The organism is Afipia sp. GAS231 (assembly GCF_900103365.1).
Taxonomy (GTDB): domain Bacteria; phylum Pseudomonadota; class Alphaproteobacteria; order Rhizobiales; family Xanthobacteraceae; genus Bradyrhizobium.
This window is the reverse complement of sequence record NZ_LT629703.1, coordinates 5,571,690-5,586,211: the sequence shown is the minus strand read 5'-3', so window position 1 is coordinate 5,586,211 and position 14,522 is coordinate 5,571,690. Positions and strand designations below refer to the sequence as shown.

The following is a 14,522-nucleotide window of genomic DNA, read 5'->3' as shown; positions in this document are numbered from 1 at the left end:
GCCGGCGCGTGGACGTGAGTCACTTGGGTATCGGTCACTTGAAATTCTCCCAGCCGGCATCGGGCGTGAACCGGCCGCCGAATTTTTCAGTCAGCGCGCGCAAGGTCGAGACCACGTTTTCGACGCCGCGGCTGCGCGCATAATTCAACGGACCGCCGCGGAACGGCGCGTAACCGGTACCGAAGATGACGGCACCGTCGACCACGTCGGCATTGTCGACGATGCCTTCGCGCAAGGACGCGACGCAGACATTGGACATCGGCAGGATCAGCCGGTCGATCATTTCGGGCGAAGGCTGGCCGGCCGACGACGCCGTCGGCGCGGTATCGGCCTTGCCGTCCTTCCAGATGTAAAAGCCCTTGCCGGTCTTGCGGCCGAGTTCGCCTCTCGCGACCTTTTCGCGCAGCCAGGCCGGCGTCGGCGGCAGCATATCGCCGAATTTCGAGCGCAGCATGTCGCCGACATCCAAGCAGATATCGAGACCGACCTGATCGGCGAGTTCGATCGGGCCCATCGGCATGCCGAACTTTTTGGCCGCGGCGTCGATGACTGATTTGTCGACCTTCTCGTCGAGCATCACCATCGCTTCCAGCATGTAGGGCGTCAGCGCACGGTTGACGAGAAAGCCGGGTGAACTCTTCACCGGCAACGGCAGCCGGTCGATGGCGCCGACAAAGGCCAGCGCCTCCTTCAGCAATTGCACATCTGTGCCGTCGTGGCTGACCACTTCAACCAATTGAAGCCGCGACACCGGGTTGAAGAAATGCAGCCCAAGCAGCCGCTCGGGTTTCTGCAAGGTGGTGCGTAAATCCTGCAGCGGAATGCTCGACGTGTTGGTGGCGAGGATCGCGCCGGGCTTCATCTTCGGCTCCAGGCCGGCATAGACCTTCTGCTTCAATTCCAGCTTTTCCGGCACCGCCTCGATGATGAGATCGGCGTTGCGGACGCCTTCTGCCTGCATGTCCGGCATCAGCCTGTCCAGTGCATCGCGGACGTCGGTGCGCTTACGCAGGATCTTTCCGAACAATTCCGACGCGCGCTTGATGGCGCCGGCGATCGGCTCCGGCTTCATGTCGGCGAGCGTGACCCGCATGTCCTGGCCGGCGCACCAGGCCGCGATGTCGCCGCCCATCGCACCGGCGCCGATCACGTGGACATGCGCAATCTTGTTGCCGGTGCCGGCGAGCTTCTTCATCTGCTCGCGCAGGAAGAACACCCGGATCAGGTTCTGCGCTGATGGCGTCACCATCAACCGGGCGAACGATGCCTTCTCGGCGGTGAGCATCGCCGCCTTGTCGCCGCCGTGCTTTTCCCAGAGATCGATCAGCGCATAAGGTGCGGGATAGTGCTCCTCGGGTGCGGCCTTGCCGGCCTCGGCGCGCATCCGCGAGGCAAGCAGCCCGCGCACCGGACCGAGGTTGAGTATGGTGTTGAGCAGCCCAGGCCGCGCGCGCGTGAGGCGGCCCGCCATCGCATCCTTTACCGCGCCGCGAACGTGACGCTCCTGCGTGACGGCATCGACCAATCCCAACGATCGCGCTTTCCGCGCATCGATGGTCTTGCCGGTCAGCATCAAGGTCATCGCCTGCATCGGATTGACCAGATGCGTGAAGCGCACGGTGCCGCCGAGGCCGGGATGCAGGCCGAGCATCACTTCCGGGAAGCCAAACCGCGCATCATCGATCGCGATCCGCATCTGGCAGGCCAGCGCCACCTCAAGACCACCGCCGAGGCAGAAGCCGTGGACGACAGCGACGGTCGGGATGCGCAGCGCCTCCATCCGGTCGATCACCGCATGTGCCCGGCCGATCTGGGTCTCGATCGCGCCGGCGTCGGTCACGCCGCGGAATTCGTTGACGTCGGCGCCGGCAATGAAGCCGGATGTCTTGGCGGAGCGAACGACAAGCCCGGTCGGCCGTGCACTTTCGAGCTCGGCCAGCACCTTGTCGAGCTCTTCGAGCAGATCGGCCGACAGCGTATTGGCGCTGGCCCCGTCACGGTCGAACAACAGCCAGGCGACGCCGTCCGCGTCGCGGGTCAGCTTGAAATTTTTGTACGGCCCGCTGGCATCGGGTTTCGGCCCGAGTTCGAGTACGCGATCGCCGAGAAGGTCCATGATCACTGAGTCCATGGTCACACCATCTCTATCAGCATCGCGCCGCCCTGCCCGCCACCGATGCATTCGGTGGCGATGCCGCGCCGTGTCCCCAGCCGCTTCATCGCGTTGACCAGATGCAGCACGATGCGGTTGCCGCTGCAGCCGACGGGATGACCGAGGCTGATGGCGCCGCCATCGACGTTCATTTTGGTCTGATCGATCTCGCCGGCCGCACCTTCGAGGCCGAGAATTTCCTTGCAGAACTTTTCGTCCTTCCAGGCGGCGAGACAGCCCAGCACCTGCGTCGCAAAAGCCTCGTTCAATTCCCAGGTCTCGATATCCTGCAAGGTCAGGCTGTTGCGCTTGAGAAGCTCGGTCGCCGACAGCACGGGGCCGAGCCCCATGATCCCGGGATCGAGCGCCGACCACTGGCTGTCGAGGATGACCGCCTTCGGCGTCAGCCCGTGCTTGGCGACGGCCTCCTCGGACGCAAGGATCACCCAGGACGCACCGTCGGTAATCTGCGAGGAGTTGCCGGCGGTGACCTTGCCCCAGGGCCGTTCAAACACCGGCTTCAGTTTTGCAAGAGTTTCCGGCGTCGAGTCCGGCCGCACGCCGTCGTCGTGATCGTAGAATTTGCCGTCGCGGCCGAACGCGGTTTCAACCTCACCCTTGAGCCAGCCTTGGCTTTGCGCGTTGGCCAGCCGCTTGTGGCTTTCGGCGGCATAGACGTCGGATTGCGCGCGGGTGACGCCGAAGAGGTGCCCGACCACTTCGGCGGTCTGCCCCATGTTGAGTTCGGTGATGGGATCGGTCAGCCCGCGTTCGAGGCCGATGATCGGCTTGAGATAGCTCGGCCGTACCCTCAGCGCCGCCATGATCTTGGCGCCGATACCCTTGGCGCCGGCCAGGCCAGCAAACCAGCGCACGCCCTGCTGCGACCACACCAGCGGCGCGTGGCTCAGCGCCTCGGCGCCGCCGGCCAGGATCAGGTCGGACACGCCTTCGCGGATGTAGCGGTAACCAGTGTCGATCGACTGCATGCCGGAGCCGCAATTGATCTGCACGGTGAAGGCGACCATCCTCTCGCCCATGCCGAGCCGGAGCGCGGCGACGCGCGCCGGGTTCATCTCATCGGCGATGACATTGACGCAGCCGAGGATGACCTGGTCGAAGGCTGTGGGCGCAAACGGCTGCCGCGCCAACAACGGCCGCCCGCATTGCACGGCGAGATCGACCGGCGAGAACGGGCCTGGACCGGAACGTGCTTTCAGGAACGGCGTCCGGCTGCCGTCGACGATAAAGACCGGTCGCGCCATCAGCTCGCTGCCCTCTGATCACCCAGTTCCTGAAAGAATTGATGCACTTCGGCAGGCTTCTTGTAAATCGGCGACAGCGCCTCCGGCGCGAAATCGTCGACTTCAATCACTTTGGCAACGGCCTCATGCGCCGCCGCAAGCTTTTCGCCCTCCGCCTGGGTAATGACGCCTTTCTTCATGGCTTCCTTCCAATCGTGCAGGCGCGCGGCGTGCATCTGCTTTGAAATATCCTCCGCGGCGGTGACCAGCAGGAACGCTTTTTCGAGCCGGGCAACGCCACCGTCATCGTCGACATGCGACAGATCAGGTGTCAGCCGGTCGCGCGCCGCCGATGGCTCCAGCACCAGTTGCGCGCATTGATGTACGACCAGATCGGAGGGGCCGCGCACGTTGGCACCGAACGGCTGGATCAGGAATTTCAGGATCACCGCCACGAACCGGTTCGGCAGGTTGGCGAGAATTTCGGCCAAACGGTTCTCGATGGTACGGAAGCCGCTCGCCATGCACCATTCGAGCGCGGGCAGATCCGCTTGTTGGCGCCCCTCGTCCTGCCAGCGCTTCAGCACTGCCGACAGCAGATATAGCTCGGACAGAATATCGCCAAAGCGCGCGGACAGCATCTCCTTGCGCTTGAGCGCGCCACCCAAGGTCAGCAGCGCCATGTCGGCGCACAGCGCAAACGCCGACGAATAGCGCGACAGCTGGCGATAGAACGGCGTCGCTTCGCCGGCATCGGGCGCCGGCGCAAACAGGCCGCCGGTCCAGCTGCGGCCCCAGGCGCGGAACATGGTCGTAAAACTGTGACCGACATGGGCCCAGAACGACTTGTCGAAGGCGTCGAGGCCCTTGACACGATCGGGTTCGCCGAGCGCGTTCATCTCTTCCAGGAGATAAGGATGTGCGCGGATCGCGCCCTGCCCGAACACGATCAGGTTGCGGGTCAGGATATTGGCGCCCTCGACGGTGATGCCGACCGGCACCGAACGGTAGAGATTGCCCATGTAGTTCTGCGGGCCGTCGATCACGGCCTTGCCGCCGTGGATGTCCATGGCGTCGTCGATCGCGATCCGCATCCGCTCGGTGGCGTGTAGCTTCATGATGCCGGAAATGACCGCGGGATGATGGCCCTGGTTGAGCGCCGCACAGGTCAGCCGCCGCGCCGCGTCGAGCAGATAGGCGGTGCCGGCGATGCGCGCGAGCGGCTCCTCGATGCCTTCGAACTTGCTGATCGAGATTCCGAACTGCTCGCGAATGCGCGCATAAGCGCCTGATGTGCGCGCGGCATAGGCCGCGCCTGCCGCCGAAAGCGAGGGCAGCGAAATGCCGCGGCCGGCGGCAAGCGCCGTCATCAACATCTTCCAGCCCTGGCCGAGCCGCTCCTGGCCGCCGATGATGTAGTCCATCGGGATAAAGACATCGTGGCCCCAGTTCGGGCCGTTCTGAAACACCTGCATCGCCGGCAGATGGCGATGGCCGATCTGAACGCCGGGCAGATGGGTCGGAATCAGCGCCACGGAGATTCCGAGGTCTTCTTGCTGACCGACGAGATGATCGGGGTCATAGGCCTTGAAGGCAAGCCCAAGCAGCGTCGCGACCGGTCCGAGCGTGATGTAGCGCTTGTGCCAGTTCAGCCGCAGGCCGAGCACTTCGCGGCCTTCGAACTCGCCCTTGCAGATGATGCCGGTGTCGATCATCGACGCCGCATCCGAGCCGGCCTCGGGGCTGGTCAATCCGAAACAAGGAATGTCGCGGCCGTCGGCGAGCCGCGGCAGCCATTGTTGCTGCTGCTCCGTGGTGCCGAAGCGCATCAGGAGTTCGCCCGGCCCGAGCGAGTTCGGCACCATCACGGTGACGGCTGCGGTCAGCGACCGCGACGAAATCTTGCGCACCACTTCGGAATGCGCGTAGGGCGAGAAACCGAGCCCGCCATGCTCCTTCGGAATGATCATGCCGAAGAATTTTTTGGCCTTGATGAAGGACCAGACTTCCGGCGGCAGATCGCGCCATTCCCAGCAGATCTTCCACTCATCGAGCATGGCGCAGAGCTCGTCGACCGGGCCGTGGAGGAAGGCGCGCTCCTCGTCGGTCAACGTGGCCGGCGCGGTCGCCAGCAGTTTCGACCAGTCCGGATTACCGGTGAAGAGGTCGGCGTCCCACCAGACATCGCCGGCCTCCAGCGCCTCGCGCTCGGTGTCGGACATCGTGGGCAATACGCCGTGCGCCCAGGAGAAGATCGGTTTGGTGATGAAGTCGCGGCGGAAGCTCATGGCGATCACCTCATGGTTGGCGGCGCGGCTGGCGCCGCACCTTAAGCCAAACGACGGTTCATCCTAGCTGATGGCGCAGGATTCGGGGGCACTTCGCGGCGGGAATGAAGCGAAATTGATGAACCAACCGATAACGGCGGTAGCCCGTTTCGGTTCCGAAATGGCTGCATTTTCCGTCGCTTGGGCGGGATGGACATGTTTCCTGGCCGACGGAAATCCGCCCCCGCGGCCGGTCCCTCTCGCTGAGCGATCGGACAACTCTACGAAATGCTGAACCGGGTCAGGGCATTGCTATGGTAATGCTCACGCTGTCCAGATCGATTGCTTTGAAGCGAAGACCTCATGGCGATGTCGGCTCATCCTGCGATCTTCGGATCCCGTGCGTCCTGCGCCCGATCGATTGCGGTTGCGGCGATCTCGGTCGCGATCTGGTGCGCCGCCTCGACAAGCCGTGCGGCCGACACGCCTGCCCCGTCGCCGGACAAGCTCGATCGCATCACCGAATTCTTCGACAACGAAATTGCCTCGGGGAAATTGCCCGGCGCCGTCGTGTTGATCCAGCAGCATGGCAAGCCGGTCTACCTGAAGTGCTTCGGCGTTCAGGACGTCGCCACCAAGGCGCCGATGACGCCGGATACGATCTTTGCGCTGCATTCGATGACCAAGCCGATCACCAGTCTGGCGGCAATGATGTTGATCGACGCCGGCAAGATGTCGCTGTCGGATCCGGCCTCGAAATTCATCCCGGCGTTTGCCGATGTGAAGGTCGGGGTCGCGGCAGATGGAGCGGCTGCACTGAAACTCGTTCCACCGGACCGGCCGATCACGATCGCGGACTTGCTGCGCCAAACGTCGGGCATCACCTACGAGTATATCGGCGGCAAGCTGATCATGAAGGCCTATTCCGAAGCCGGGCTTTTCAACGGGCGTTACGACAACAAGACGTTTGCCGATCGCATTGCAAAATTGCCGTTGGCGCGGCAGCCCGGGACGCTCTGGCGCTACGGCCATTCGACCGACGTCATCGGCCGCATCATCGAGATCGTATCCGGACAGACGCTGTACCAGTTCGAAAAGCAGCACATCTTCGATCCGCTTGGCATGACCAGCACCAAGTTCGTGCTCGACAACGCCGGCGAACGCGCGCGAATGGCGGAGCCGTTGCCTGATGATACCGTCCTGAAAGACGCCGAGACCGAACGCCGCGCCCATCCGGAATGGGAATCCGGCGGTGGCGGGCTGGTATCCTCCCTGACCGACTACGCTCGCTTTGCCCAGATGCTGCTCAACGGCGGCCAGCTTGACGGAAAACGATATCTTGGCCCGGCGGCTTTCAAGACGATGACATCAGACCATGTCGGAGCCGGTTCCGGTGTCGCGCGGGACTATTACTATTTTCCAGGCGATGGCTTTGGCTACGGTTATGGCCTCGCCGTGCGCACCGATCCCGGCAATGCCCGACCGCCGCCGCCGGGCTCAATCGGCGAACTCAAATGGGACAGCGGCAGCGGCACTTATTTCGGCGTCGATCCGAACCTCGACATGATCTATATCCTGCTGGAGCAGACCCAGAACGAACGCGCACGCATCACGCCCGCGTTCAAGAAGCTGGTTTATGACGCGTTCAGCCAAGAAAACAGCAAAGACGGCGGCAAGGAAAAGTGATCAATCCGGCCGGATCATCTCGAACATGTCTTCCGGCTTGACCGTGAAATAATCGCCGCGGCGGCCGGCGCGCACGATGGGCTTTGCCAGTGCCGTGATATAGACGCCGTCCTTGATCATGGCCTTGTCGATGTGGACGGCAACCACTTCACCCAGCGTCAGCCAGGCGCTGGCCTTTTCGCCATTGGCGCCCTTCAACTGGATGATCTCCGTCAACTTGCATTCGAAAGCGACCGGGCTTTCAGCCACCCGCGGCACGTTGACGAGCTTGCCGGGCACCGCCGTCAATCCGGCGATCTGAAACTCGCTGACATCAGGGGCAACATGGGCGGCCGTGGCGTTCATGTGTTTCGCCAGATCCACGGTGGCGAGATTCCAGATGAATTCGCCGGTATCCTTGACGTTCTGGACGGTGTCCTTCCAGGACGTCGAGGAAAAGCCGATGATCGGCGGCGTGTAACAGAAGCCGTTGAAGAAGCTGTAGGGCGCCAAGTTGACGTTGCCCTTGCCGTCCCGCGACGAAATCCAGCCGATCGGGCGCGGCGCGATGATGGCGTTGAAGGGGTCGTGCTTGAGGCCGTGGCCGTTTTTGGGTTCGTAATAATGCAGGTCTTGGCTGGTCACGGCTGGCGGTCCTTGTTGCTCAATTCCGGACCGCTCCTTTAGCATGCGGCGACAATCCCGCGATCACAAAGTCGATCATTTCGTCGATCGACGGGCCCGGCTTGTTGGCACACTGGGCGATCATTTGCGGGTGGAAGAACCGCATCATCGCCGTGCAGGTGCAAAGCGCCGCCAACGGCACGTCGGTAACCTCGAACTCTCCGGAGGCTGCGCCCTCGGCGATAACGCTACCGATAGTTCCGGTGATCCGCTCCATATGGGCCACGCAGACGTCCCAGCTTTCCTCCATCGCGATCTCGACCATCTCATGCAGCTTGGAATTGCCGACATAGCGTTCCGCATTCATGTGGTGGATCGAGGTCATCAGTTCGCGCAGGCGGCTCGCCGCCGGGCCGCCGGTGGACGCGATGGTCTGCGCGGCCTGCTCGACCTCGCCCATCAGGCCGCGCGCCACGCCTTCGTGGATCGCCTTCTTCGAGTCGAAGAAGCGATAGACGTTGGCCGGGCTCATCCGCAGTTCCTTGGCGATGTCGGCCACCGTGGTCTTCTGGTAGCCGATCACCCGGAACAGACGCTCCGCCACCACGAGAATCCGTTCCCGGGTGTCGGTTTCGATGATTTCCGAAGTCAGCGTCATGTCAGAGCAATCTTCAATTATTCCGCGGCATCGGCAAGCGGAAATGCGAGCGGAGGCGTCGCCAGATCCTTGGCCGGATGATGCTGCGGCGCAAGATCAGGCTGCTCGATTTCGCCGCTTTCTTCCAGGCTCTTGCGGAACCAGAGCGCGTAGAGGCCCGGCAGGTACAGCAAGGTCAGGAAGGTTGCAACAAACAATCCGCCCATGATGGTGATCGCCATCGGGCCCCAGAAGGCCGAGCGCGACAGCGGGATCATGGCCAGGATGGCGGCCAGCGCCGTCAGCACCACCGGCCGGGCACGTCGGACGGTGGCTTCGACGATGGCTTCCCGGCGCGTCAGGCCCTGGGCGACGTCGGACTCGATCTGATCCACCAGGATCACCGCGTTGCGCATGATCATGCCGGCCAGCGCGATCAGGCCAAGCAGCGCCACGAAGCCGAACGGCTGGTTGGCGACATTGAGCCCGAGCGAAGCGCCGACGATGCCGAGCGGTGCGGTCAGGAACACCAGGATCAGCCGCGAAAAGCTCTGCAACTGGATCATCAGCAGCGTCAGCATGACCAGCACCATCAGCGGAAACAGCACGAAGATCGAGGCGTTGCCCTTGGCGGATTCCTCGAACGCGCCGCCCGCCTCGATCCGGTAGGCCGGCTCGAGATGATCGCGGATTTCCTGCAATTTAGGCGAAATCTGGCTGGTGATGTCGGGCGCCTGGACGCCGTCGACGACGTCGCTGCGCACGGTGATCGCCATGTCGCGGTTGCGCCGCCACAGGATCGGGTCCTCATGGGCATATTCGATTTTGGCGATCTGTTGCAGCGGCACCGCAACGCCGTTGCGTGACGTCACAGTGAGGTCACCGACGCGGCCGAGATCGAGCCGTTCGGACGGCACCGCGCGCGCGATCACGCCGACCTTCTCGATGCCGTCGCGAATGGTGGTGACCGGCGCACCCGAGATCAGCATCGCAAGCGCCTGCGAGACGTCCTGCGGGGTGAGACCGAGCGCGCGGGCGCGGTCCTGATCCACGACCAGCTTCAGGTAGGGCGACTGCTCGTTCCAGTCGAGCTGAACGTCCTTGGTCTTGTCGTTCTGCCGCATCACGTCGCGCACCTTGTAGGCGATGTCACGCACCGTGTTCGGATCGGGGCCGATCACGCGGAACTGGACCGGGAAGCCGACCGGCGGACCGAAATTGAAGCGATCGACGCGCACCCGCGCCTCGGTCAGTTCGCCTTCATTGACGGCCTTCTCGAGCCGCGCCTTGATCCGCTCGCGGGCCTCGACGTCCTTGGAGACGATCACGATCTCGGCAAAGGCTTCGTTCGGCAGCTGCGGATTGAGGCCGAGCCAGAAGCGCGGCGAACCCTGGCCGATATAGGAGGTGTAGGTCGCGATATCCTTGTCGTCCTTGAGCAACGCCTCGGCCTTCTTCACGGACTTTTCCGTGACGTTGAAGGCGGTGCCTTCGGGCAGGCGCAGTTGCAGGAACAGCTCAGGCCGTTCCGACAGCGGGAAGAACTGCTGCTGGACATGACCGAAGCCGACGATCGAGAGCACGAACACGCCGACGGTCGCCACCACCACCTTGACGCGGTGATCGACGCACCACTGCACCACGCGGCGCAACCCGCGATACATTCGGGTCTCGTAGACGGCGTGCGGATCGTGGTTATGGCTGACGGTGATGTTCGGCAACAGCTTGACGCCGATATAGGGCGTGAAGATCACGGCGACGAACCAGGACGCGACCAGCGCAATCGCCACGATCCAGAAGATGCCGCCGGCGTATTCGCCGACCGCCGAATTGGCAAAGCCGATGGGGAGGAAGCCAGCGGCCGTGACCAGCGTCCCCGTGAGCATCGGAAACGCAGTTGATTCCCAGGCAAAGGACGCCGCGCGCACGCGGTCCCAGCCCTGTTCCATTTTCACCACCATCATTTCGACGGCAATGATGGCATCGTCGACCAGGAGGCCGAGCGCGATGATCAGCGCGCCGAGCGTGATGCGGTGCAGATCGAGCGACATCGCATTCATGACGATGAAGACTATCGCCAGCACCAGCGGCACCGAGGCCGCTACCACGATGCCGGTGCGCCATCCGAGCGCGACAAACGAGACGAACAGCACGATCGCGAGCGCCTCGATGAAGGAGTGCACGAACTCGCCGACGGCGCGCTCGACCACCTTCGGCTGGTCGGCGATCTGATCGACATTAATGCCCTGCGGCACCGCAGCCATGAACTCCGCGACCGCCTTCTCGACGTCCTTGCCGAGTTCGAGGATGTTGGCGCCGCGGGTGGTGACCACGCCGATGCCGAGCGCGGGCTTGCCCTCCTGACGGGCGATGAAAGTCGGCGGATCGACATAGCCATGCGTGACGGTCGCGATGTCGCCCAGACGGAACACGCGGCCGTTGCTTTCGACCGGCGTTTCCGCAACGGCCTTAACGCCGTCGAGCGCACCGGTGACGCGCAGCGGCACGCGCTGCGACGAGGTTTCGACGGTGCCGGCCGGGGTTACGTTGTTCTGCTTGGCGAGCGAATCGAACAGCGCCTGCGGCGTGATGCCGAGCGTCGCCAGCTTGGCATGCGAGAACTCGACATAGATGCGCTCGTCCTGGGTGCCGTAGAGATCGACCTTGGTGACCCCGGGCACCTTCAACAACCGCTGGCGCATGCCTTCGGCGGTCTTCTTTAACTGCGCATAATCAGCGCCGTCGCCGGTCATCATGTAGAGGATCGAATCGACGTCGGAGAACTCGTCGTTGACGACCGGGCCGAGCAGGCCCGCCGGCAGCTGGCCCTGCACGTCGGCCAGCTTCTTGCGCAGCAGGTAAAACAGATAAGGCACGTCCTTTGGCGGGGTCGAATCCTTGAAGGTGACCTGCATCGCCGTGAAGGCCGGCTTGGAATAGGTCTGCACCTTTTCGAAGAACGGCAGTTCCTGCAGCTTCTTCTCGATGGGATCGGCGACCTGGGTCTGCATTTCCTGGGCGGTGGCGCCGGGCCAGATCGCCGAGACGTTGACCACCTTGACCGTGAAGAACGGATCCTCGGCGCGGCCGAGCTTCTGGTAGGAGACGAAGCCGGCTGCGCCCAGCGCGATCATCAGGAACAGGATCAGGGTCGGATGGCTGACCGCCCAGCCCGAGAGATTGAAGCGCTTCATGTCACTCTCCAATGATAGGCAGGCTTAGAACGACAGCGACGAAACAACCCGGACCTTCTGGGCCGGATCGAGCTTTTGCACGCCGAGCGCCACGACCTTGGCGCCTTCAGGGACGCCGCCGGTGATGACGACGGAATTGCTTTCATAAGATTTCACGGTGACCGGCTTCAGCACCACTTCGCCGGAATCGCCGACGATGTAGAGCGAGGGCTCGCTGCCCTGGCTGAACAGCGCCGACAGCGGCAGCCTTGCGACGCGTTCGGTGGCGGGATCTGAAAGGGTCAGCGTCGCGGTCATGCCGAGCGAGACTTTGTCGCCGGCTTCCGGCAGCGAGAATTTGGCGAGAAAAGTCCGCGTCGCCGGATCGGCCGAGGGTGCGACCTCGCGCAGCTTCGCCGCGTATTTCTTGTCTGCGTCCGACCACAGCGTCACAGTGGCAGTGCCATCCTTGGCGCGGCCGACCAGCGTTTCGGGAATTGCGACCACGGCTTCCTTTTCTGCAAAGCGCGCGACGCGGATCGCGGTCTGGCCGGAGCCTACGACCTGGCCGGGATCGACGAGAGTCGCGGTGACGACGCCGCGGGTATCGGCGACCAGCGTTGCATACGACAGCGAGTTCTTCGTCAGTTCGACGGAGCGCTCGGCACGGTCGAGGCGCGCGCGGGCCTCATCGGCGGCGGCGCGGCTCGTATCCATCTGCGCATCGGTGGTCCAGCCCTTGGCGCGCAGATCCTTGGCGCGCTGTTCGGCGGCGCCGGCCTGCGCCAGCACGCCGGTGGCGGCGGTGAATTCGGCCACGGCCTGCTCGGCCTGCAGCTTCAGATCGACCTCGTCGAGGGTGGCGAGCGGCTGGCCGACATCGACGGTCTGGCCGACCTCGACCAGGCGCTTTGCGACCTTGCCGGGGACCCGAAAGCCCATGTCGGTCTCGATCCGGGGCTTGATGGTGCCGACGAAACTGCGCTCGGGCGTCTCCGCCTCGTAATGCACGGTCGCGACCAGAACCGGACGCCCGGGAGCCGCCACCTCGGCCGCCTTTTCATTGCAGCCGGTCAGCGCAACTACCGCCAGCGCCAGCGCTGCACCGGTCAAGAGCTTGTAATAGCTAGAAAAAATCGAACGGGCGAACATCGGACTCTCCATCGCGGATCTGATGAAGAGTGTCGAATACTAACTGACGATTGTCAATATTCGTCAGTGATCATGTGTTCGTGATGAGGAATTGGGTTAAGGGGTGGTTCCCTCTTTTTCCTGTATCGACGTCCCCCGCACCCTCCCTGTCGTCCCCGCGAACGCGGGAACGACGGATAGAGAGTCGCTACTTCGCCTGACCTGCCGCGGCGAATTCGGTCTTGGTGTCGTGCCCGCCGAGGAACACCAGCAGGCCGGCCGCGAGCGGCAACAGCGACAGCACCAACAAACCGGTCGACGTGCTCCCGGTGGCGTCCTTGACCCAGCCGATCAGATACGGCCCTCCGAAGCCCGCAAGATTGCCGATCGAATTGATCAGCGCGATCGCGCCGGCCGCTGCGGTGCCGGACAACCACGCCGTCGGCAGCGTCCAGAACACCGCGAAGGTGCAGAACACGCCGATCGCCGCAATCGTCAGCATGATCATGGTCGTGGTGGGATCGGTGATGTAGCTGGAGATGGCGAGTGCCGCCGCCGTCAGGAGCAGCGGTCCGCCGACATGCGCGACGCGCTCGCGCGTAGCATCGGAGTGACGCGCCCACAGGATCATCGCGATGGTGCCGAACAGGAAAGGTATCGCCGTGACGAAACCGGTCTGGGCATTGGTGAGGCCAAACGCCTTCACGATCTGCGGCAGCCAGAACTGCATGCCGTACAGCGCGCCGACGAAACCGAAATAGACCAGGCTCAGCATGATGACCTTCGGCGATGACAACGCCTGCCCGAGCGACAGATGCTTCACTGCCTGCTTGGTCGCGATCTCGGCCTGCAGCTTTGCCGCCAGCCATGCCTTCTGTTCGGCTGTCAGCCAACTCGCCTTCTCCGGCCTGTCGGTGAGATAGAACCAGGTGACGATGCCGAGCAGCATCGAGGGCACGCCCTCGATGATGAACAGCCACTGCCAGCCCTTCAGTCCCATGGCGCCGTCGAGCCCGAGCAACAGGCCGGAGATCGGCGCGCCGATCACGGTCGACACCGGCACGGCAATCGCAAATGCGGCGAGAAACCGCGCGCGATATTCCGCCGGATACCAATAGGTCAGATAGAGGATGATGCCGGGAAAGAAGCCGGCTTCGGCAACGCCGAGCAGGAAGCGCAGCACGTAAAAGCTCAACTCGCCGCTCACCAGTGCCATCGCCGCCGAAATGATGCCCCAGGTCACCATGATGCGGGCGATCCAGCGGCTGGCGCCGAATCTTTCCAGCGCGAGATTGCTCGGCACCTCGAAAATGAAATAGCCGATGAAGAAGATGCCGGCGCCCCAGGCGAAGATCAGCGGCGTGAATTTCAGCTCGGCGTTCATCGTCAACGCGGCGAAGCCGAGATTGACGCGGTCGAGATAGGAAAAGAAGTAGGCCAGCACCAGGAACGGTATCAACCGCCACGAAATGACGCGGATGGTTGAAGTCTCGATCTCGCTCTTCGCAGGCGTGGTGGCAAGCGTACTGGACTGGCTCATTGGTTTCCCCCGAGGTTTCTTGTGCCTCAGGGATTACCGAGTGCTTTCGCATCTGGCAACGGCGAATGCCCGCGCTGGCGTAACACGGG

General features: G+C 63.3%; 9 protein-coding genes. 1 reads left to right on the top strand and 8 read right to left on the bottom strand.

Features of this window, described 5'->3' with window-relative positions; genetic code table 11:
- Positions 1-34: 34 nt before the first annotated feature.
- The 3 genes from BLS26_RS26460 to BLS26_RS26450 are packed head-to-tail and all read right to left on the bottom strand — an operon-like array spanning position 35 to position 5,684.
- Entirely contained in the window at positions 35-2,131 is a 2,097-nt protein-coding gene (locus BLS26_RS26460) for a 3-hydroxyacyl-CoA dehydrogenase NAD-binding domain-containing protein (protein ID WP_172804706.1), read from the bottom strand.
- Between the two features lie 2 nt (positions 2,132-2,133).
- A complete protein-coding gene (locus tag BLS26_RS26455) occupies positions 2,134-3,417 on the bottom strand; it encodes an acetyl-CoA C-acetyltransferase (RefSeq protein WP_092515495.1) in 1,284 nt (427 codons plus the stop codon).
- Positions 3,417-5,684 carry an acyl-CoA dehydrogenase gene (locus tag BLS26_RS26450; protein WP_092515494.1) on the bottom strand — a complete coding sequence of 756 codons (2,268 nt, stop codon included), beginning with the start codon at positions 5,682-5,684 and terminating at the stop codon, positions 3,417-3,419. The genes BLS26_RS26455 and BLS26_RS26450 overlap by 1 nt, the downstream gene beginning before the upstream one ends.
- A 348-nt stretch (positions 5,685-6,032) precedes the next feature.
- Here BLS26_RS26450 and BLS26_RS26445 point away from each other — a divergent pair, with 348 nt between their 5' ends.
- On the top strand, positions 6,033-7,349 hold the full coding sequence (locus BLS26_RS26445) for a serine hydrolase (protein ID WP_092518601.1): 1,317 nt from the start codon (positions 6,033-6,035) through the stop codon (positions 7,347-7,349).
- On the opposite strand, the gene BLS26_RS26440 is transcribed toward BLS26_RS26445, so the two are convergent.
- The 5 genes from BLS26_RS26440 to BLS26_RS26420 all read right to left on the bottom strand — a co-directional run bounded on the left by BLS26_RS26440 (position 7,350) and on the right by BLS26_RS26420 (position 14,433).
- Positions 7,350-7,973 carry a flavin reductase family protein gene (locus BLS26_RS26440; protein WP_172804705.1) on the bottom strand — a complete coding sequence of 208 codons (624 nt, stop codon included), beginning with the start codon at positions 7,971-7,973 and terminating at the stop codon, positions 7,350-7,352.
- 19 nt (positions 7,974-7,992) lie between these two features.
- Positions 7,993-8,610 carry a TetR/AcrR family transcriptional regulator gene (locus BLS26_RS26435; protein ID WP_092518599.1) on the bottom strand — a complete coding sequence of 206 codons (618 nt, stop codon included), beginning with the start codon at positions 8,608-8,610 and terminating at the stop codon, positions 7,993-7,995.
- Between the two features lie 17 nt (positions 8,611-8,627).
- A complete protein-coding gene (locus BLS26_RS26430; protein ID WP_092515492.1) occupies positions 8,628-11,783 on the bottom strand; it encodes an efflux RND transporter permease subunit in 3,156 nt (1,051 codons plus the stop codon).
- 24 nt (positions 11,784-11,807) lie between these two features.
- The gene (locus BLS26_RS26425; protein WP_092518597.1) at positions 11,808-12,914 is read right to left on the bottom strand and encodes an efflux RND transporter periplasmic adaptor subunit; all 1,107 of its coding nucleotides are present in this window, start codon (positions 12,912-12,914) and stop codon (positions 11,808-11,810) included.
- 187 nt (positions 12,915-13,101) lie between these two features.
- Positions 13,102-14,433, bottom strand: coding sequence for an MFS transporter (locus BLS26_RS26420; protein WP_092515491.1), 1,332 nt, complete (start codon positions 14,431-14,433; stop codon positions 13,102-13,104).
- Between the last annotated feature and the right edge of the window lie 89 nt (positions 14,434-14,522).

Coding starts and splice junctions, on each gene's coding strand:
- BLS26_RS26445 (WP_092518601.1), top strand. CDS start 6,033: ATGTCGGCTCATCCTGCGATCTTCGGATCCCGTGCGTCCTGCGCCCGA.
- BLS26_RS26450 (WP_092515494.1), bottom strand. CDS start 5,684: ATGAGCTTCCGCCGCGACTTCATCACCAAACCGATCTTCTCCTGGGCG.
- BLS26_RS26420 (WP_092515491.1), bottom strand. CDS start 14,433: ATGAGCCAGTCCAGTACGCTTGCCACCACGCCTGCGAAGAGCGAGATC.
- BLS26_RS26430 (WP_092515492.1), bottom strand. CDS start 11,783: ATGAAGCGCTTCAATCTCTCGGGCTGGGCGGTCAGCCATCCGACCCTG.
- BLS26_RS26435 (WP_092518599.1), bottom strand. CDS start 8,610: ATGACGCTGACTTCGGAAATCATCGAAACCGACACCCGGGAACGGATT.
- BLS26_RS26460 (WP_172804706.1), bottom strand. CDS start 2,131: ATGGACTCAGTGATCATGGACCTTCTCGGCGATCGCGTACTCGAACTC.
- BLS26_RS26425 (WP_092518597.1), bottom strand. CDS start 12,914: ATGTTCGCCCGTTCGATTTTTTCTAGCTATTACAAGCTCTTGACCGGT.
- BLS26_RS26455 (WP_092515495.1), bottom strand. CDS start 3,417: ATGGCGCGACCGGTCTTTATCGTCGACGGCAGCCGGACGCCGTTCCTG.